This window comes from Thalassospira sp. MCCC 1A01148, assembly GCF_001613795.1.
GTDB lineage: Bacteria > Pseudomonadota > Alphaproteobacteria > Rhodospirillales > Thalassospiraceae > Thalassospira.
In genome coordinates, this window is the sequence record NZ_LPVZ01000015.1 from 20,998 (window position 1) to 41,216 (window position 20,219).

The 20,219-nt window shown below is 54.2% G+C and carries 15 protein-coding genes; 9 read left to right on the top strand and 6 right to left on the bottom strand.

Annotation, left to right across the window (positions count from 1 at the left end; all coding sequences use genetic code 11):
• Positions 1–6: 6 nt before the first annotated feature.
• The 3 genes from AUQ43_RS06340 to glpD are packed head-to-tail and all read right to left on the bottom strand — an operon-like array spanning position 7 to position 3,777.
• Positions 7–1,107, bottom strand: coding sequence for an ABC transporter ATP-binding protein (locus AUQ43_RS06340; protein WP_062955431.1), 1,101 nt, complete (start codon positions 1,105–1,107; stop codon positions 7–9).
• 16 nt (positions 1,108–1,123) lie between these two features.
• Positions 1,124–2,224, bottom strand: coding sequence for an ABC transporter ATP-binding protein (locus tag AUQ43_RS06345; protein WP_062955432.1), 1,101 nt, complete (start codon positions 2,222–2,224; stop codon positions 1,124–1,126).
• Positions 2,221–3,777, bottom strand: coding sequence for a glycerol-3-phosphate dehydrogenase (gene glpD / locus AUQ43_RS06350; RefSeq protein WP_062955433.1), 1,557 nt, complete (start codon positions 3,775–3,777; stop codon positions 2,221–2,223). Before glpD ends, AUQ43_RS06345 begins: the two co-directional genes overlap by 4 nt.
• Positions 3,778–4,324: 547 nt before the next feature.
• Here glpD and AUQ43_RS06355 point away from each other — a divergent pair.
• The gene (locus tag AUQ43_RS06355) at positions 4,325–5,785 is read left to right on the top strand and encodes an NAD-dependent succinate-semialdehyde dehydrogenase (RefSeq protein WP_062955434.1); all 1,461 of its coding nucleotides are present in this window, start codon (positions 4,325–4,327) and stop codon (positions 5,783–5,785) included.
• A 98-nt stretch (positions 5,786–5,883) separates the two neighbouring features.
• Here the strand turns inward: AUQ43_RS06355 and AUQ43_RS06360 are convergent, their stop codons facing one another.
• On the bottom strand, positions 5,884–6,435 hold the full coding sequence (locus AUQ43_RS06360; protein WP_062955449.1) for a hypothetical protein: 552 nt from the start codon (positions 6,433–6,435) through the stop codon (positions 5,884–5,886).
• Between the two features lie 311 nt (positions 6,436–6,746).
• Between AUQ43_RS06360 and glpK the strand changes: the two genes are divergently transcribed.
• Both glpK and AUQ43_RS06380 read left to right on the top strand, forming a co-directional pair.
• The gene (glpK, locus tag AUQ43_RS06370; protein ID WP_062955436.1) at positions 6,747–8,243 is read left to right on the top strand and encodes a glycerol kinase GlpK; all 1,497 of its coding nucleotides are present in this window, start codon (positions 6,747–6,749) and stop codon (positions 8,241–8,243) included.
• A 457-nt stretch (positions 8,244–8,700) separates the two neighbouring features.
• Positions 8,701–9,642 (top strand): AEC family transporter, encoded by a 942-nt coding sequence (locus AUQ43_RS06380; RefSeq protein WP_062955438.1) that lies wholly within the window; start codon positions 8,701–8,703, stop codon positions 9,640–9,642.
• On the opposite strand, the gene AUQ43_RS06385 is transcribed toward AUQ43_RS06380, so the two are convergent.
• Entirely contained in the window at positions 9,639–11,720 is a 2,082-nt protein-coding gene (locus AUQ43_RS06385; RefSeq protein ID WP_198157155.1) for a bi-domain-containing oxidoreductase, read from the bottom strand. The genes AUQ43_RS06380 and AUQ43_RS06385 overlap by 4 nt on opposite strands.
• 160 nt (positions 11,721–11,880) lie before the next feature.
• Here AUQ43_RS06385 and AUQ43_RS06390 point away from each other — a divergent pair, with 160 nt between their 5' ends.
• The 5 genes from AUQ43_RS06390 to AUQ43_RS06410 all read left to right on the top strand — a co-directional run bounded on the left by AUQ43_RS06390 (position 11,881) and on the right by AUQ43_RS06410 (position 18,768).
• A complete protein-coding gene (locus AUQ43_RS06390; protein WP_062955440.1) occupies positions 11,881–14,310 on the top strand; it encodes a glycosyltransferase in 2,430 nt (809 codons plus the stop codon).
• Between the two features lie 205 nt (positions 14,311–14,515).
• On the top strand, positions 14,516–15,412 hold the full coding sequence (locus AUQ43_RS06395; RefSeq protein ID WP_062955441.1) for a dihydrodipicolinate synthase family protein: 897 nt from the start codon (positions 14,516–14,518) through the stop codon (positions 15,410–15,412).
• A 168-nt stretch (positions 15,413–15,580) separates the two neighbouring features.
• Positions 15,581–16,864 (top strand): FAD-binding oxidoreductase, encoded by a 1,284-nt coding sequence (locus AUQ43_RS06400; protein ID WP_062955442.1) that lies wholly within the window; start codon positions 15,581–15,583, stop codon positions 16,862–16,864.
• 10 nt (positions 16,865–16,874) lie between these two features.
• A complete protein-coding gene (locus AUQ43_RS06405) occupies positions 16,875–17,876 on the top strand; it encodes a 4-hydroxyproline epimerase (RefSeq protein WP_062955443.1) in 1,002 nt (333 codons plus the stop codon).
• A gap of 223 nt (positions 17,877–18,099) precedes the next feature.
• Positions 18,100–18,768, top strand: coding sequence for a GntR family transcriptional regulator (locus tag AUQ43_RS06410; RefSeq protein WP_062955444.1), 669 nt, complete (start codon positions 18,100–18,102; stop codon positions 18,766–18,768).
• Between the two features lie 77 nt (positions 18,769–18,845).
• On the opposite strand, the gene AUQ43_RS06415 is transcribed toward AUQ43_RS06410, so the two are convergent.
• Positions 18,846–19,916, bottom strand: a complete 1,071-nt coding sequence (locus tag AUQ43_RS06415) for a proline racemase family protein (RefSeq protein WP_084272011.1) — start codon at positions 19,914–19,916, stop codon at positions 18,846–18,848.
• Between AUQ43_RS06415 and AUQ43_RS06420 the strand changes: the two genes are divergently transcribed.
• Complete coding sequence (locus AUQ43_RS06420) at positions 19,908–20,141, top strand: hypothetical protein (protein WP_147250467.1); 234 nt, start codon at positions 19,908–19,910, stop codon at positions 20,139–20,141. The genes AUQ43_RS06415 and AUQ43_RS06420 overlap by 9 nt on opposite strands.
• The last annotated feature ends 78 nt before the right edge of the window (positions 20,142–20,219 follow it).

Genomic DNA, 20,219 nt, shown 5'->3' on the forward strand with positions numbered 1-20,219 from the left:
CCCCCCTTACGCGACCAACTGACTGTCGGCGTAAAGCTTGGTCCATTCCGGCGCAAATCGCAGAATGCCGGACTGGCCGACAACCTGTTCGTCTTCGCCGAGCTTGACCTTGATTTCAGATGCGCCGAACCGGGTGGTCGCGATCTTGAACTGGCCAAGGTCTTCGACCTTGATGATGTTGACTTCGATCCCGTTTCCGTCTGCTCCCTTGGCGGCATCGCCGGTATCAAGGGTCAGGAATTCGGGGCGAATGCCCAGTTCGATCTTGCCGTTTTGTTTTGAGATGGCCTCAAGGTGACGGTCCGAAAGGCCGATACGCTGGCCATCAACCCAGGCTGCGCCATCATCAATCTTGCAATCCATGATGTTCATGCCCGGACTTCCGATGAAATACCCGACAAAGGTGTGGGCCGGATTTTCAAACAATTCCTGCGGGGTGCCCAACTGCACGACCTTGCCGCCATACATGACAACGACCTTGTCGGCAAAGGTAAGCGCCTCAACCTGATCATGGGTGACATACACCATGGTCGGGCGCAGCTTGTTATGAATTTCCTTGAGCTTGCGACGCAAAACCCATTTCAGATGCGGGTCAATCACGGTCAGCGGTTCGTCAAACAGAATGGCCGAGACATCGTCACGCACCAGACCACGCCCCAGCGAGATCGTCTGTTTTTCATCCGCGCCAAGGCCGCGTGCCTTTTGCTTGAGCTTGCCGGTCAGATCCAGCATGCCAGCAATTTCACGCACACGGGCATCAACACGCTTTTCATCAATGCCACGGTTGCGCAGCGGGAAGGCCAGGTTGTCATAGACCGTCATGGTGTCATAGATCACCGGGAACTGGAAAACCTGTGCGATGTTGCGCTCTTCCGGTGCCAGGTTGGTAACATCCTTGCCATCAAACAGGACCTGCCCGTGGGACGGGGTCAAAAGACCGGAAATGATGTTAAGCAATGTCGTCTTGCCACAGCCCGACGGGCCAAGAAGCGCATATGCGCCGCCATCTTCCCAAACGTGTTCCATTCGGCGCAGGGCATAATCCTCGTCCGTTTTCGGATCGGGGAAGTAGGAATGCGCAAGACTTTTAAGATCAATACGTGCCATTTTACTTACTCTTCCCTCACGCCGCTTTGCCATTGGTGACTTCGACCGGCGGGGCGGCCACGAGTTGCCCGGTTGCATTAAAGGCAAACAGGCGTGTCGGATCGACATAGAACTGGGTGGCTTCGCCAAGGCGCGGGTTGTGCACGCCTTCTTCCTGAATCACCCAGGAAACGTCGTTGAAATGGACGTGAACAAAGGTTTCCGAACCGGTGATTTCGGCCAGTTCGACCTGACCCTGCATCGCGACCGTGTCATCACCGGTCGGATCAACCGACAGATGGTTGGCGCGAATGCCAAGGGTGTAGTCGCCATTGCCAAGATTTGCCAGATGCCCCGAAAGCGGAACCTGATGGCCGCTTTTCATGAAGATCGCGCCATCGCGAACTTCCGCTTCGACAAGGTTGATCGGCGGATCGGAAAAGATCAGGCCGGTCTTGACCGACGTCGGGTTGTGATAAACCTGTGTGGTCGGACCAAACTGTGTCACCCGGCCTTCATGCATCACTGCGCATTTACCACCCAGAAGCAACGCTTCCATCGGTTCGGTCGTGGCATAGACAACAATGGTGTCGCGTTCTGCCAGAAGGTTGGGGATCTCTTCGCGCAGTTCTTCGCGCAGCTTGTAGTCAAGGTTGACCAGCGGCTCGTCAAGCAGCAGCAATTTGCAATCCTTGACCATGGCGCGTGCCATGGCGGTACGCTGCTGCTGGCCACCGGAAAGTTCCTGTGGCAGGCGATCAAGCAGATGTTCGATATGCATGAGTTCGGCTGTCGAGCGCACGCGCTTTTCGATCTCTGCCTTGTCGACACCCTGAAGCTTCAGCGGCGATGCAATATTGTCGTAAACGTTCATCGACGGATAGTTGATGAACTGCTGATAGACCATGGCGACATTGCGTTTCTGCACGGCCTGGCCTGTTACGTCGGCATTATCAACAAGAATGCGGCCCTTGGTCGGAGGTTCAAGCCCGGCCATGATCCGCATCAGGGTGGTTTTCCCGGCCAGGGTCCGTCCCAAAAGGACGTTGAACGATCCCGGTTCCAGTGTCATCGACACATCGTCGATATGGGTCTCCCCACCCATGGTCTTGGTTATGTTTTCAAGCGTAAGGGTCATTTTCCACTGTTTCCTTCGCCCGTTTTCACGGTGTTTTTTGATGTCGGTTCGGTTTTGAACCATTGGACAATGGCATTACGCGTCTCATCCGAAAGGTGCAGCCCCAGTTTGGAGCGGCGCCACAAAATATCATCGGCCGTTCTGGCCCATTCGTGATCCACCAGATAGCGCAATTCGCACTCATATACGTCGTCGCCGAAGTGCTTTCCAAGCCCTTTTAGATCCTTGGCTGTACCAATGATCATGTCGGTGAGTGTGCCGTAGTTTTGCACGTAGCGGTAGATTTGTGCGTCCGGAATCCAGGGAAACTTCTTGTGCGTTGCGGCAAGATAGCGCTCGAAATCTGCATCAGGGATGTCGCCGCCCGGAAGCGGCTTGTCGGCTGTCCATCTTGTGTCATCGCGGCCAAGCAGCGGGCAGAGCTTGCTCATCGCGGACTCAGCAAGCTTGCGATAGGTGGTGATCTTGCCGCCATAGATGTTTAGAAGCGGCGCACCATCATCTGACTGATTGCCCCGGTCAATTTCCAGAACATAATCGCGGGTCACCTGGGATGCGTCTTCGCTGCCATCGCCATACAGCGGACGGACACCGGAATAGGCCCAGACAACATCGTCGGTGGTGATTTTCTTGTCGAAATAGGTATTGGACAATTCGCACAGATACTTGGTTTCATCCGCGCTGATCGCGACCTTGGCCGGATCGCCCTTGTAGTCCCGGTCGGTGGTGCCGATCAGGGTGAAGTCCTGCTCATAGGGGATGGCAAAAACAATGCGACCGTCCGGGTTCTGGAAGATATAGCAATAGTCATGGTCAAACAGCTTGGGTACCACGATGTGGCTGCCCTGAACCATGCGTATGCCCTGTTTCTTCTTGGCTTCAACCCGGCTTTCAAGAAGCTCTGCACACCAGGGGCCGGCGGCATTAACCAGTGATTTTGCCTTGATGGTCTTTTCCGACCCATTATCGATATCACGAAGTGTGACGACCCAAAGATCGCCTTCGCGCTTGGCCGAAACACATTCGGTGCGGGTTTCGATATCGGCACCCCGATCACGGGCATCCATGGCGTTAAGCACCACAAGGCGCGCGTCCTGAACCCAGCAATCGGAATAGACAAATGCCTTGTCCATGCCCTTGACCAGTGGCGCACCGGCCGGATGGCTGCTGAGTTTGATGCCCTCAGACCCCGGAAGCTTTTCGCGCCCACCAAGGTGGTCATACAGAAACAGGCCCAAACGGATCATCCATGCCGGACGCAAACCTTTGACGTGGGGCAGGACAAACCGGAGTGGCCAAATGATGTGCGGGGCTGCGCGCAGCAGAACTTCGCGTTCAATCAACGCTTCGCGCACAAGGCGGAATTCATAATGCTCAAGATAGCGCAGGCCGCCATGGATCAGCTTCGTGCTTGCCGATGAGGTCGCGCTGGCTAGGTCATCTTTTTCACACAGATAAACCTTAAGCCCGCGGCCCGACGCGTCACGCGCGATACCCGTGCCATTGATCCCACCACCAATAATGGCGATGTCGTATGTGTCTGGATTGAGCAACCGATTCCTCCCCAATTGCTCTTATTTGTGACAGCTGTTCTCAACTGCCGTTCTGTTCTTTCACAAACGTTACGAATGCCCCAAAATAATTGCAAGCGAAAATTATGGTGAATTGAAATTTTCGATTATGAACTTCGATGGCCGCGATATAATCTGTTGTTATTGTTCTATATTTTCTGACGCGCTCGGTTTTCCATTGCCAGAAAGCCTTCTTCGTTCACTTACAATCAGGGGCGATCAAAGCCCAGAATCGGTTGAAAATGAAAAAATACGCGATGCGAAGGTGGTTTTGCGCCCACTGAGTTATCTGCGTGATCTATGGGCGCCGGGAATATATCGACAGATGGCAATGTGCCGCAGGTTCTTTTAAATCGGGGGCTGAAACACCGGTTATGTGCAATCTTCTGGCAAAGCGGGTGGTAACCCCGGTTTGCGATTGCTATTGGGTAAATATCCCGCAAAAATGTGGCATCCACCACGGAGCAGACTAGATAAGAACCAGAGTTCGATCATGTCGCTCCCAATAATGCTTTTCGGAGGCACTCAAATGAATTCGCTTAAAGACCCCAGTCTTTTCACCCAGCAGGCCTATGTCGGCGGGGAATGGGTCGATGCCCCAGACGGAAAAACCGAACAGGTGACCAACCCGGCAACCGGCGAAGTGCTTGGCACCGTTCCTGTGCTTGGCCGCGATGCGGTTGCCCATGCGGTTGACGTCGCCGAAAAGGCGCAAAAGGCCTGGAAAAAACGCACCGCCAAGGAACGGTCTGCCATTCTGATGAAATGGTACGACCTGATGATGGAAAATCAGGATGACCTGGCGGCAATCATGACTGCCGAGCAAGGCAAGCCGTTGCCCGAAGCCAAGGGCGAAATCGCCTATGCATCCAGCTTCCTGCAGTGGTTCGCCGAAGAAGGCAAGCGCATCTATGGTGATGTGATCCCGACCTATGCCGAAGGCCGCCGTGTCATGGTTCTGAAAGAACCGGTCGGTGTTTGTGCCGCGATCACGCCATGGAACTTCCCGACGGCAATGATCACCCGTAAAGCTGCCCCGGCACTGGCTGTGGGCTGTTCGATGGTGGTTAAACCGGCAATGGAAACGCCGTATTCGGCCCTTGCCATGGCGATCCTGGCTGAACGTGCCGGCCTGCCGAAAGGTCTGCTTTCGATTGTTACCGGTGATGCCAAGGAAATTGGTGCGGAGATGACCGAAAACGCCAAGGTCCGCAAGCTGACCTTTACCGGCTCTACCCCGGTCGGGCGTTTGCTGATGCGCCAGTGTGCCGATACGGTCAAGAAAATCAGCCTTGAGCTTGGCGGTAACGCCCCGTTCATCGTCTGCGAGGATGCCGATATTGATGCCGCCGTCGAAGGCGCGATTGCATCCAAATACCGTAATGCCGGTCAGACCTGTGTTTGTGCCAACCGTCTGTTTGTTCATGACGCGGTCTATGACGAATTCGCTGAAAAATACGCAGCCAAGGTCGCTGAAATGCCGGTCGGTAATGGTGTCGATGATGGCGTTATCATCGGCCCGCTGATTACCGAAAAGGCGGTTGAGAAGGTTGAAAACCAGATTGAAGATGCGGTTTCGAAAGGTGGCCGTATCCTCACGGGTGGCAAACGTCATGAAAAGGGCGGTTCGTTCTTCCAGCCGACCGTGATTGCCGATGCCAACCGTGACATGCTGGTCTTCCGCGAAGAGACCTTTGGACCGATGGCTCCGCTGATCCGTTTCAAGACGGATGAAGAAGTCCTGGAAATGGCCAATGATTCCGAATTCGGTCTGGCGTCCTACTTCTATTCGCGTGACATCTCGCGCATCTGGAAGCTGGCAGAGGGCCTTGAAAGCGGTCTGGTCGGCGTCAATGTTGGTGTCATGGCGACCGAGGTAGCACCGTTTGGCGGCTTCAAGCAGTCCGGTGTTGGCCGCGAAGGTTCCAAATACGGTGTCGAGGATTATCTCGAAGTCAAATATGTCTGCATTGGTGGTGTTGACGAATAAGTCACACGGCCACTGTACGGAAACGAAAAGGGCGCTGCCATCTGCAGCGCCCTTTTTTGCATTCAATGTGGGGAAGTCCGGTGTGGGGAAGTCCGGTATCAGGCTTCAAACAGGCCTTTTTTGCGCGCACCGGATGCCTGATCGTTCTCATCGGTATTGCCGGTGATTGACTGTGACGAGCCGCTCGGCAGTTCGGACTGAAGTTCGGTGAATACGTCAAACATGTTCGGGTTAAAGGCGATCTTTGCCTGCAAGCGATCCCGGCGTTCATCTGCCGTTTCATCATCATTGGCAGATTTTCCAAGCTCTGCTTGGGCAAGTGTGTTGCCATTCAGTCGTTGTTCGATGGCATCGGCGATGGCTTTTTCGATAGCCTGACGGTCTTCAGCATCCATTTCCGCCAAGGTTTCTTCATCAAGACCCATGCTTTTTAGGATCTTGGCGCGCATTTCTTCGATCTTGCGTTCCTCGATTTCCTTCACATAGGTCGTGAAGCCGTGCTCGCGGATATAGGCCAGCTCGGCATTTTCTTCCTTCTCTTCTTCGGGAACCGGGCGGCTGTTTGACGCAATCGTCTGGCCGAAACTGGCAGCATGCTTGGCGTTATGCGCCGTGTTGGTGACGGCAGCCAACGTATCATACAAACCCATAAAGCCCTCCATGGGGAAAAAGATGCCGGTTAAAACTCATTCTCCCGTATTCGTTGCAATAGACGTGCCGCAATCCATGCGGTCATTTCTGCCGTCGTGGGAAAAGCCAAACTCCGATTGTTTTTTCCGTTGTAAAACAGGGGATTGAGCGGAAAGTGCAGAAAATTTTCGAAAACGAATTGTTTTTTGCCGCGATTTTTTTCTAAATAGAGCGATAAAACCAATGGTGCCGTCATGTGGACGGGCCGCAACGCATCAATGCATGCAGGGTCGGATCGCAGGAAAACTGCCGGCTCGGGAGGAAAACAAACATGTCAGAAACGCGCTATATCCTTGCCATTGATCAGGGAACGACAAGCTCACGTGCGATCGTCTTTGATGAAAATGGTCGCTCTGTCTCTGTTGCCCAGCAGGAATTCCCGCAGCACTTCCCCAACAGTGGCTGGGTCGAACATGACCCGGAAGACCTTTGGGATACCGTCGTTGCTGTCTGCAAGGAGGCATTGGCGCGTGTTGATATCACCAAGGTCGCGGCAATCGGCATCACCAACCAGCGCGAAACCACCGTTGTCTGGGATCGCAAGACCGGCAAGGCGATTTATAATGCCATTGTTTGGCAGGACCGCCGAACCGCCGCACTGTGTCATGACCTCAAAAAGGGTGATCCCAAGCTCGAAGAGGCGGTCAATGCAAAGTCGGGCCTTTTGATTGATCCCTATTTCTCGGCAACCAAGGTTGCATGGATCCTTGATCATGTGTCTGGCGCACGTGCGCGTGCTGATCAGGGGGATCTGGCCTTTGGCACAGTCGACAGTTTCCTTTTGTGGCGTCTGACCAGTGGCAAGTCGCATGCAACCGATGCGACCAATGCGGCGCGCACCAACCTGTTTAACATTCGCGAAAATGCTTGGGATGACGAGCTTTGCAAAATCTTCCGCGTTCCGCGCAATATGCTGCCCGATGTCAAGGACTGTGCGGCTGATTTCGGGGTAACCGATGCTGATCTGTTTGGCGCGGAAATCCCGGTGATGGGCATGGCGGGCGATCAGCAGGCGGCCGCATTCGGGCAGTGCTGCTTTGAGCCTGGTGATATCAAAAGTACCTATGGCACGGGCTGCTTTGTCATTCTTAATACCGGGGACGAGGCGGTAACATCCCAGCACCGGCTTCTGACCACGGTTGGCTATCGCATCAATGGCAAAACAAGCTACGCCATCGAAGGTGCCATCTTTGTTGCCGGGGCGGCGGTTCAATGGCTGCGTGACGGGCTTGGTATCATCAAGTCGGCGGCCGAAACCGAAGGATTGGCGAAATCCCTTGATGACAATCATGGTGTTTACCTTGTTCCGGCCTTTACCGGGCTTGGCGCGCCATATTGGGACCCGGATGCACGCGGGGCGATTTTTGGTCTGACCCGTGATACTGGCCCGCGCGAATTTGTCCGCGCCGCCCTTGAAAGTGTTTGTTATCAGACCTTTGATCTGTTCGAAGCCATGGCAGCCGATGGCGTATCGCCCAAGGCGGTGCGCGTTGATGGTGGCATGGTTGCCAATGACTGGATGTGCCAGATGCTCTCTGACGTTTTGGGCATTTCGGTCGAACGCCCGGAAGTGACCGAAACCACGGCACTTGGGGCCGCATACCTTGCCGGATTGCAGGCCGGTATTTACCGCGATCTCGATCATATTGCAGAGAACTGGCACCTTGATGCCAGCTTTGAGCCCAATATCGAACCGGGCCGCCGCAAGGGTTTGCTTGATGGCTGGAAAGATGCGGTCAAACGGGTCCAGACTTCCCCATCTGACTGACCCAAGTGACTGATACGCATGGCAGCCTTGCCTATGGTTTTGCGGTGCGGGGCTGGTAAGTCCGCGAAATGATTTGTATTATTTAGGGTCAGGACCTTCCAATTTGATTGGAATGGCAGAGCTTATATTTGTGAAATCCAAGGAAAATTCTGCCAAGCGGGTTGGTACCCCGCTTAAGGGATTTGACGCAGGAGTTTGCAAATATAAGCTCTGTCCTTCGGATCACTCAGATTTGCACGGGCTTCGTTGTCGCAAGGCCTTGAAAGATAAATATCTTCCTGCGGTCTTGCTTCGCGTATCCGCACAAATCTGAGCGACCATTCAAACCAAATTGGAAGGTCCTGACCCTGCAGACAGCGTCAACGATGCTGTCCTTTCTTTTTGCGTGATCGACGCGGTTTTCCCGATCTGTTGCGCAGTGCCTTGCGTCCTTGCCCATTGGTGCATTGGGGGAACCATGCTTGATCTGATCGTCGGAAAAGTTGGACCTGTCTTTTTGACGATCCTGTGCGGTTTTCTTCTTACGCACATCAAGATCATCAAGCGTGAAGGCATTCCGTTTCTGGCCAAGCTTGCCATGAATGCCTTTATCCCGGCGATGCTGTTTCAGACCCTGTCACAATCCGACATCAGCGCGCATTTCGATCTGCGGCTTTGGGGCAGTTATTATTCCGGCGTGCTGTTGAACTTCGCGCTGGTGTTTATAATCGCCAAGCTCTGGCTGAGTGCAAAAACCGATGAAGCGGCCGTCACCGCGATGGGCGGCGTCTTTTCCAACATCGTTCTTCTCGGTATCCCGCTTGTGCAGGCGGTCTACGGCGAAGAAGGCCTTGTACCGCTTTTGATTGTGCTGTCGATCCATCCGGTGACCCTGATGGGCATGACGATCATGATTGTTGAGGGCAGCCGCGGTGGCGATGGTCATTGGCTGTCCAACGTATTTCGCAGCATCGTGCGTGTGGCCAGAAATCCGATCATTGCGGCGATTGTGCTTGGCGTACTGGCGTCGCTTTTTGAAATCCGCATGCCGGAAATGGTCGATGGCACGCTTGAGAGGTTCCGTACAGCGGGCCCGACCATAGCGCTTTTGCTTGTTGGGGCCGGGCTTTATGGGCAGTCGGTGCGCGGCAATCTTAGTGCCAGCTTGCTTTGCACCTGTGCCAAGATGTTTGTTCAGCCGCTTCTGGTCTTCTCGGTCGGGCATTTCATTTTCGATTTGCCGCCGCTTTGGCTGATGATCGTTACTCTCGTCGCTGCCCTCCCGAGTGGCGCGAACGTCGCGATTGTCGCGGGCAGCTATAATGTCTGCATTGATCGATCTTCAACCACGATCCTGCTGACCACAATCATCAGCATCCTGACGTTGCCGCTTTTGATTTTGTATGCCGGTCCGCATTAATCCGATGGGGTGTTGGCTGCGGCAAGAATGCGCGCCATCAAGTCGATTTCCTCTTCGATGCTTGGCATCAAATCTGGGCGTTCGCCGCTCGTAATCGCACGGGCGAATGTATCGATTGCCTTAGATTGGCCCTTATCCTGCCCCAGCCAGTTGCGCAGAATGGTCTTTCCATTGATCGTTAGTCTTTTCCAGTTACCCAGCGTGGCTGTGAAATGCGGTGCATCTATTTCAAGGACTTCCTTGGGATCATTGCGGTTACCTTGCAGATAGCTGACCTCGCCAGCCGATCCATCTGCAAAGCGCACCTGCCAAATACTGTCGCCAGCCGTGCGATCTATCCATCGGCAGGTGAGCTCAATCAGTTCGCGATCGACCAGACTCTTGATCAAATCAATAAAATGGCTGATCTCGCCAATCGTGCGCCCGCCTTGATCGGAATGATGAAGCCAATGGTCGGCGGGAAGGGGCCTGATCCGAACCCGATAGCGGAACTGTTTTACGCCTGCGGGCAATGCTGCACGCAGTTGCTTGACCATCGGCGCATAACGCCGATTATGTCCAACCATAAAGATGCGCCGCTGCGAGGCACCAACCGCTTCGCGCAGGACCTCAAGGCCTGCTTGATCAACTGCCATCGGCTTTTCCAGCCAAACATGCTTGCCGGCGGTGATTGCCTTGGCGGCCAGTTCGGCATGGCTGTCATGGCGCGTGGCAATGACAACGCTGTTGATTTCATCCTCAGCAAGTAGTGCATCGGCGCCACTGTATGTGCGCAGCCCATCAATTTTCTTTGATAGCGCGACAGCAGCCAGCCCGCTTTGTGAGCAGCAGGCGATGACCTCAGCCTCTGGATGCTGTTGTAACAAGGGTAACAGGCTGCTGCCCGAATAGTTGCCCGCCCCGATCAGTCCGGTCCGGACGTGGCCGTTTACGGGCTCAGATTGTTGTCCTGAGGGTGCAAGGGGCTCTGCCTTTGTGTTGTCGAACGGTTTATATCGCACGAGTGTCGCCAGTTGCGCGGGATCAGGGCCCATGGCGAAATGATCCACGATATTCTCAAAATCAATCTCGGATGTGATCAACGGGCTCGGATCAAGACGTTTGTCCGCCATTAGATCGAGGGCTGCCTGCATGTTGCGCTTGATCGTCCATCGCACATAGCCCAGGGGATAATCTTCACCTCGTTCTTCATAGTTGGGATCATAGCGCCCGGGCCCGTAGGACCGAACCTGACGAAGGGTGATTTCCTTTTCGTATAGCGCTTTGCGTTTGCCGGTCGGTTCGACATTGCCAACACAAACGATCATTCCCCGGTCGCGACACAGGCGGGCCGCGTCGTCAATCAGGTGATGATCCGCTTTGCCGGGGGCGCAGATATAAACAGCGTCAAAGTGATTTTCCGAGGCGTCATTTGCCGTGGCATAGCATCGAACATGTTTTTTGCTGGTCGCAAAGGCGCGACGTTTGGGATTGGGCTCAATAACGGTAACCAAAGCCCCAGCAGTACCAGCCGTTTGGGCAACAAGTTGGCCAATTAATCCTGCTCCGATGATCGCAATATTATCGCCAATTGATGTCTCCCCTTGTCTAAGGGCATGCAGGGCCAAGGCGTAAAGCGGGGCAAAGGCGGCGTTTCGATCGGCAACGGCATCGGGTATCGGACAGGCAAGATTTACGGAGACCCGGTTCCATTCAGCGTGATTGGCCTGTCCCATTCCTGCCATGACAACACGCTGTTTCGGCACAAAGCCCGAAACATTATCCCCGGTGGCTTCAACCCGCCCGACAGCGCAGTACCCCATATGCATCGGGCGGCCAAGACGATTGTCAACGCGTCGTAGGGTACTCTGCAAACCCTCTGATTTCAGGTGATTAATGGTAAGCGCGACAAGATCCGGGCGCTGCCATGCTTTCCGCAACAGGCTCGCACGTGTTTCACCTGCTTGCGTGAACTCGGTTCCCGGGCTGATCAACGAGTAGCAGGTTTGAACCAGAAGTGTGTTCTTACCCGGCAGAGGAATGGGGCAATTTGTCAGCGCAAGCTTGCGCTCGCCGGGAAAGCGCAGCAGGGACTTCATTTCCGTCATCGTCGCGCTCGATGTTTGATTGGTTGAAAAGATGAGGCATGATTAAACCATATGTAGCTGTGGTCAGTCGACGCGTTATTGTCGATGATTATTGACGTGCAAGTCCTGCGCGGTTAGCAAGGTGGCAGACTTCAATTTGGAACAATCCATCATGCAACAGACCGTCCCGACCCGGCATTGGCGCGAGACAATGCTTGGCATCGCCGCCATTCTGTTTGGTATTTCGGCACCGCTATTTTTCTTTGGTCGGACGGCTCTTGGGATTGGACTTGGCTTGTCGCTGGTATGCGCTATTGCCTCTGCCCATCACGGTGACGCATGGCGTAAAATGCGCCGGGATATCGCGACGCCAATTGGTGGATTGGTTCTTGCCGCACTGATCGTTTTTCTGATTTCAGCACTGCTTTCCGTTGTGCCAGAGAAATCGCTCGGCACATGGCTGGGGCGTTTCGCGATGCTTGCAGGCATCTGGTATCTCATGCGTTTGATCGAACCGCAGTGGAGATTGGCTTGGGATGCCTGTGTTTATGCGACATGGATACTGGTGGCCTATTGCGTGGTTGCTATACTCGTTCAGCCAGAAATTCTGTCGTTAAAAGCAATGCTGGAGCCAGACTTCCGTTTCGACATCACCAGGCGTCTGAAGCCTGTCGGCAGTTTCCTGATCTTTGGCGCAATGATCCTGATTTTCGATGGGATTGACCGCAAACATGCACTCCGGGTTTTGTCTCTTGCTGTGGCGGCTGTAGTATTGCCAATTTTGGAGGTCTCGCAGGGCAGAGCGAATGTCTCCGCGATATTGGCTGCCGGGGGGGCAATTGGCTTTTGTGCTGTATTCTTGATCCGTTCGCGGTTGATGCAGGTGTCAATTGCAGCTTTATTGGTGGCATTTGTTGTTTTAGCGCTTTCCTGGTTGGGGGACGTGACGGCGAACATGTCTGATCTGCGAGGTTTCGAGCCCTATTTGCCAATGTGGCTTGTCGATGTGCATCGGCAAATGATTTGGCAGTTCACGTTTAACCATGTTTTTGATCATCCGCTCATTGGTTATGGAATCAACGCATCGCCGTGGGTGCCAGGCGCGAATCAACTGGCCGGAAGCTCAACGCAGTCTGTTCTGCCTGGGCATCCACATAACTGGTTCATGGAGATATGGCTTGAAACCGGCGTGTTAGGACTGGTTGTGGTCGTGCCGCTCGTGTTCATGATCGGCCTGACGGGCTTCAAGGACGTTCGCCATAACGGAATTGTCGCCAGTGGTCTGACGCTGATGATGATGGCAGCTTACTGGTTTGCCGGGTTGTTCAATTATTCCTTCTGGACGTCATGGTGGTTCGGTGTGGTGATGCTGACATTTGCGTTGGCATTTTTGCGGCGCGAGGCAATGCTTCCCAAAGTCTCCGCGCGCAAGCGTCGCAAGACCATGATTGTTTGCACTGAGGACTGGTCGTTTGTTTCGCATCGTATCGGTTTGGGGCGCGCAGCATTGGTGCGCGGAGATGACGTTGTTGTCGCCTGTAATACTGGAGCTGCGGCCCACGAACTGCGCAAAGAGGGCTTTCGCGTCGTTAGTATTCCGATCGCGCGCGGTGGTCTAAGCCCGATCAAGTCCCTCAATACGATCAGGGCACTTGCTTGTCTGATTCGGCGCGAGAACCCGGATGTGGTTGTGAATGTCGCGATCCAGTGCGTCGTATTGTCGTCCTTTGCCGGTTTGATGGTTGGTGCAAAACGGACAGTCAATATGGTCACCGGACTTGGCTTTCTGTTTGTCTCGGATGGTGCAAAGGCAAAGATTGTGCGCCATATCGTTTCGCTGTTGCTTCGCTTGTATGCGTTTTGCCCGTCGATCAGAATGATTGTGCAGAATGCAGATGATCATGCTTTGATGAAAGCGCTTGGTTTCACGGAAAAGCGTTTGATGCTGATCCGTGGCTCCGGGGTCGATATTTCGACCTTCAGGCCGACTGATAAGGCAACGCGAGCGGATTCCGAACCCAGAACGGGGGTTTTCGTTGCGCGTATGCTCTGGTCCAAGGGGCTGGGTGAACTCATTGAAGCTGCGCGTATCTTGAAATCGCGTGACCGCAATTACCGCATTTTGCTGGTTGGCGATACCGACCCTGCCAATCCTGATAGCGCTGATGAAAAAGACCTTCTCGAATGGCAGTCGCAAGGCTTGATTGAATGGATGGGTAAACGATCAGATGTGGCGGAACTATTGCGTGATGCTGATTTGGCGGTTCTGCCCTCCTGGCGTGAAGGCCTGCCAAAATCATTGCTCGAAGCTGCTGCAAGCGGGCTCGCAATGGTCGCGACTGACGTACCTGGTTGCCGCGAAATTGTTCGCCACGGTGAGAATGGCCTTCTGGTGCCTCTTCGTGATGGCACTCAGCTGGCCAATGCCATCGAAGAATTGATGGAGGATGACACACGGCGAAAGGCCTATGGTCAGGCCGCCCGCATGCTCGTTGAGCGCGAGCTTTGTGATAGCGTCATCATCACCAAAACTCTGGCTTTTGTAACTGGCGACGACATGTCGGGTACAGGGCTGTCGACATCAGTGATGGCAACAACTTAAGCGCACTTTGGTACCTGCATATCAAGTCTCGTCGTAAAAAGGGTCCGGTTTCGGGCCCTTTTTTTGTTGTGAAGAAACCCGTTGCATCGGGATTTTATATTTTGTATACAATATACATCAATTGAATGCGGCCCGCTATTCCTTGGGCTTTCAGAGCGTAAAGCTGCGGCAGTCTTGCCGCACCATATCAGGAGGTTACTTTTCCATGCAGGTAAACTGGACTGGCGTTTTCCCCGCCGTTGCCACCCAGATGAACGAAGACGGTTCGATCGATTTTGATATGACCGCCGAACAGATCGAAGCCCTGATTGATGCAGGTGTCGATGGCTTGGTTATGCTGGGATCGGTTGGCGAAAACACCGCCCTTGATCCTGAAGAAAAAATCGCTGTCCTGAAGCTGGCGGTAGAAGTCACCAAGGGCCGTATCCCGGTTCTGTCCGGTGTGGCAGAAAGCTCCACCCGTGCAGCCATTCGCTATGTACAGGAATGCGAGAAACTCGGTGCTGATGGCCTGATGCTTCTGCCGGGCATGGTTTACACCGCCGATCCGCGCGAGAATATCGAACATTTCCGCACTGTCGCGGCTGCGACCAAGCTGCCGATCATGATCTATAACAATCCGGGTGCCTATCGCATTGATATCAAGCCCGATGAGTTCAATCAGCTTGCCGATGTCAAAAACCTTGTCGCGATCAAGGAAAGCTCGGGCGATCCGCGCCGTATCACCGATATCTATAATGCCTGTGGTGACCGTTTCGTTCTGTTCTGCGGCATGGATGACTTGGTCATGGAAACCCAGGTTCTGGGGGCTGTTGGCTGGATTTCCGGTTTCACCGATGCCTTCCCGAAGGAATCTGTCGCGCTCTGGAAGCTGCTGTCTGAGGGCAAATACACCGAAGCCCTTAAAATCTATCGCTGGTTCACCCCGGTTCTGCACATGGATGTCCATGCGAAGCTGGTTCAGTACATCAAGCTTGCCCAGGAAATGACCGGCGTTGGCAAACCCCACGTCCGTGCTCCGCGGTTGCCCCTGGTTGGTGAAGAGCTTGAAACCATCAAGGCAACCATCCAGAAAGCCATCGATACCCGCCCGTCACTCTAAGGGCGATGCTTTGCAATCTTGATGCGCGTTGCATAACACCATGATTGCACTGGTACTGTATTTGATGAAACAGTAGGCTCCTCCGCGCATGTCGCGGGGGAGTTTCCTGCGATCTGCCCGTGGGTTAGAAAAGAAAGCGCCACATACACCAATTCGTGAGGCCCCAAAATGACACCAGCCAAAGCCACAAGTTCATCTGATACGTCCGCCAGTCAAAAGGTTGTTGTGATTGGTGCGGGTATTGTTGGTGTCAATGTCGGCTTGGCCCTGCTTGGCAAGGGCTATGACGTCACGATCCTGGATCGTGGGGAGCCGGGCATGGGGGCATCCTTTGGCAATGCTGGCGGTATCGCTGTGTCCGAATGCGCACCTGTTGCGATGCCCGGCATGCTTAAAAGCGTTCCGGGATGGTTGATGGATCCGTTGGGTCCGCTTTCGGTGCGTTGGGGCTATTTGCCAAAGATGATGCCGTGGTTGCTGCGGTTTCTTGCAGCAAGCCGCAAAACCCGGGTAGAGCAAATTGCAACCAATATGGCGACCTTGCTCAATCGCGCATGGGATGATTACGATCCGGTGATAAAGGACGCTGGCCTAGCAGATGCCGTTTTCAAAAAGCATGGCGCCATGGCGGTTTATCGCAGCAATACCTCACGAAAGGCCGCTGAATACGCGATTGATCTGCGCCGGCGCAACGGCATCAAACTGCGCGATCTGACCCGCGATGAAGTCCGCGACATTGAGCCGGATCTGGCACCAATCTTTGCCTGTGGCGTGATGGAAGAAGATTGGGGACATGTCCTTGATCCCTTCAAAATCACCACGGGCATCTTCAAGCATTTCCTGGAGCGTGGCGGCAAGTTCCAAACCGCCGATGTCGCCAATTTCGTCTTCCGCGATGGCAAGCCACGCGCTGCGATCACGGATGCCGGCGACATGATTAATTTCGATAATGTGGTTGTTGCCTGTGGTGCGTGGTCAAAAACGCTGGCCAAACGGCTCGGTTCACCGGTCCCGCTGGATACAGAGCGCGGCTATAATACCACCGTGCCCTATCACGATGCCAAACTGTCGCGCATGGTTGTCTGTGCCGATGACAGCTTCGTGCTAAGCCCGCTTGAAATGGGCATTCGCGTTGGGGGTGCAGTGGAATTGGGCGGTCTTTTGGCAGCCCCCAATTATGATCGCGCCAAGGCCCTGTTTGCCAAGGGCAAAGAGGTCCTGCCCAAACTCAGTGCCGAGGGGGGCACAGAGTGGATGGGCTTCCGTCCGTCCATGCCGGACTCAACCCCCGTTATTTCCCGAAGCCCGCGCCATGCCAATGCATTCTTTGCGTTTGGTCACGGCCATCTTGGCCTGACCTTGGGTGCAACGACCGGGCGTCTTGTTGCTGACCTGATGGCAAGTGGCGAAGCACCGGTCGACATGACCCCTTATCGTATCAATCGTTTTTAAGGCCCCACCCATGACGAAAAGCAGTTTCTTTTGTGTCGATGGTCATACATGCGGCAACCCGGTGCGTCTGGTTGCCGGCGGTGGCCCCAAGCTTGACGGGGCGACCATGCTTGAAAAGCGCGCACATTTCTTGCGCGACTATGACTGGATCCGAACCGGCCTGATGTTTGAGCCGCGCGGTCATGATGTCATGTCGGGATCGATCCTCTATGACCCGACCTCGGATGATTATGATGTCGCGGTCCTGTTTATCGAAACATCGGGCTGCCTGCCGATGTGCGGCCATGGCACCATCGGGACTGTGACCATGGCGATCGAGGAAGGGCTGGTAAAACCCAAAACGCCCGGCCGCTTACGCCTTGAAACGCCAGCTGGTCTCGTAATTGCCGAGTATAATCAGGTCGGTGATTACGTTGAATCGGTCAAGCTCACCAACGTGCCGTCATTCCTGTACAAAACCGATATCGAAGTCGATTGTCCGGATATTGGCCCCATCAAGGTCGATGTTGCCTATGGCGGCAATTTCTATGCGATTGTCGAACCGCAGGAAAACTATCGCGATATGGCGGATTTTTCCGCAGGTGACCTGCAGCGCATCAGCCCGGAACTCCGCCGACGTCTGAACGAACAGAACGAATTCGTGCATCCGCTTCATCCCGATATCAAGGGACTGTCGCACATCCAGTGGACCGGCAAGCCGACCCAACCTGAAAGTACTCATCGCAATGCGGTCTTTTATGGTGACAAGGGTATTGATCGCTCGCCGTGTGGAACCGGGTCATCGGCCCGGCTCGCCCAACTGGTCGCCAAGGGGCAGTGGGATCCCGAACATGAGTTGGTCCACGAGAGCATCATCGGCTCGCAGTTCCGGGTGTCGGTGGTCGAGAAAACCAAGGTTGGTGAATTTGATGCCGTCGTACCGGGGATTGAAGGCTGGGCGCGCAAGCATGGATACAACACCATCTTCATCGATGACCGTGATCCCTATGCTCATGGCTTCATTGTCAAATAGGGCAGGCGTGTCCAAGATCACATCTTTATGCAAAAAGGGGGCATCATGCCCCCTTTGTCCTATACCGGCGGAGAGTGTGGAATTATACAGTATGCAATTGTATTGCGACTTACGTGGCCCGACGCTATGAATAGCAAAACTGACAAATTCTGTCGGGTCGCAACAAGATGCCCGACAACCGGCATGCCACATAGCGTCGGTGTAACACCAAAAAAGAGCTGAAATGACCGCAACACCGCGATTTACCCGCCGCACCATCACCGATCAGGTGACTGAAGATCTTCGCACACGCATTCTGACAGGCGATTTTCCTGCGGGTCACCAGTTGCGACAGGATGCAATTGCGGGTGAATACAACGTTTCACGTATTCCGGTCCGTGAAGCCTTGCAACGCCTGGATGCCGAGGGCCTCGTTTCGTTTCAGCCGCACAAGGGGGCGGTTGTCTCGCAGCTCTCGCTTGATGAGATCGAGGAACTTTTTGAAGTCCGCAAGCTCCTTGAATGTGATCTTCTGCGTCATGCTGTCCCGCGCCTGACCCAGGCCGATCTTAAATCGGTCGAAGATATCCTGATGGTCTATGACGAGGCGTTCCGCGCTGGCGATGTTTCCAAATGGGGCGAGCTTAACCGCGAATTCCACGACCGGCTGTACCGTGCATCCAATCGTCCCAAGACGCTCGAGATCGTGCGTATGATCGGCAACAACACTGTGCGCTTTACCCAAGCACAGCTTGCGCTTTCCGGGGCAACTGACCGGGCTGAACGCGAACATCATCAGATTTTTGAGGCCTGCAAAGCAGGCAATGTTGATGAAGCCGTTGAACTTCTGGCCAACCACATCCAAAGCTCGGCCGATAGTTTGATGGGATGCCTGCGCAAGGCTCGTGAATAGGCTCAAACAATTGACGATTTGAAAAGGGATGCTGTTGGCATCCCTTTTTTACTGCTGTGAAGGTATGTGGTTTTGGGTCAACCAACAATAAACCCGCGCCCAACCTCATCATCTTCTTCATACCAGAAACTGGCCTTGCCGCTGTAATGCGCCTTGCCCTTGACCGAGGCAATGATCGCTTCATGCGGGCCACAGCTGGTTGTCGCTTCAACCGATCCTTCAAAGCTTGATCCGATTACGCTTGCAAATACCCGGACCTGTCCCGGCGCAATCAGTCCCCTGGCATGTTGAATGGCAAGGCGGGCACTGACCCCGGATCCGGTTGGGCTGCGATCAACCTGATTTTTGGCAAACACACATATATTACGTGTCGCAGGTATCTCATACATATCGCGTCCGTCGGTCAGGATCGCACCGTATAAAAAGGCCAGATCGTCATGATCGGGATGGGCCAGCGTGATGCTGTCATTCACCGCTTGGCATATCTCTTCTGCCAGTCGGGTCAGGCGGCCAACATTTTCCGGCGTGATGGCGATATCAAATTGCCTAGCATCCAGAATGGCATAAAACGCCCCGCCATATCCGATATCGGTTTTAAAGGCCGTGCCATCGGGAAGACGCAAGGAAACATCATTGGCAAGCATAAAGGATGGCACAGATGAAAACCGGACCTTGTCGGTTTTGCCGTTACTGACTTCGACCTCGGCACGCACCAGGCCACAGGGGCATTCAATATTGACTGTGGTGATCGGTTCGACGGCTTTGACCAGACCATAATCAATCGCGTAGCGACCAAGGGCCAGAATCGCATGGCCGCACATGGTCGAATAACCTTCATTATGAATGAACAGAACCGCAAGGTCGGCATCGGGCAGGCTGGGTTCAACCAAGATCGCGCCATACATGTCATAATGGCCGCGCGGTTCGAACATCAAAAAGCGCCGCAGATGATCAAGGTGGTCCTTGGCATAGCGGCGCTTGGCCAGAATGTCCTTGCCGGGAATGTCGGGGTAACCCGATGTAATGATTCGCAGCGGCTCACCCCCGGTATGCATGTCGACCACCTCAATCGGGTTCGATGGACCGGGATAGGCAGGCGCTATTTGCGAATCATTTGGCGACGCCGGGGGTGTTTTGTCGTGGGGCATGGTGTTCGATCCGGATTATTTGCCGCTTTTCGCGCGGGTGATTCTATGGTGGGCAGAAACTTGCGCGAACATCTTATCGGCATTATCGCGCAGGGCAATCCGATCCGGCCGCAACTTTCGGGTTTTGGGCCCCTTGCAGGTCATAAAAGTGAAACCTATATATGGTTTCGCGCAAAAATTTTGCGTAACGGCATTTCTGTCATTTTTTTGCAAAAAGGTGTTTGACAGTTTTGGGAGTGGGGCCTATAACCCGCCTCCACCGACGGGGTGCGGCGCCAACGAGACGGCGACGCGGACTTGGCG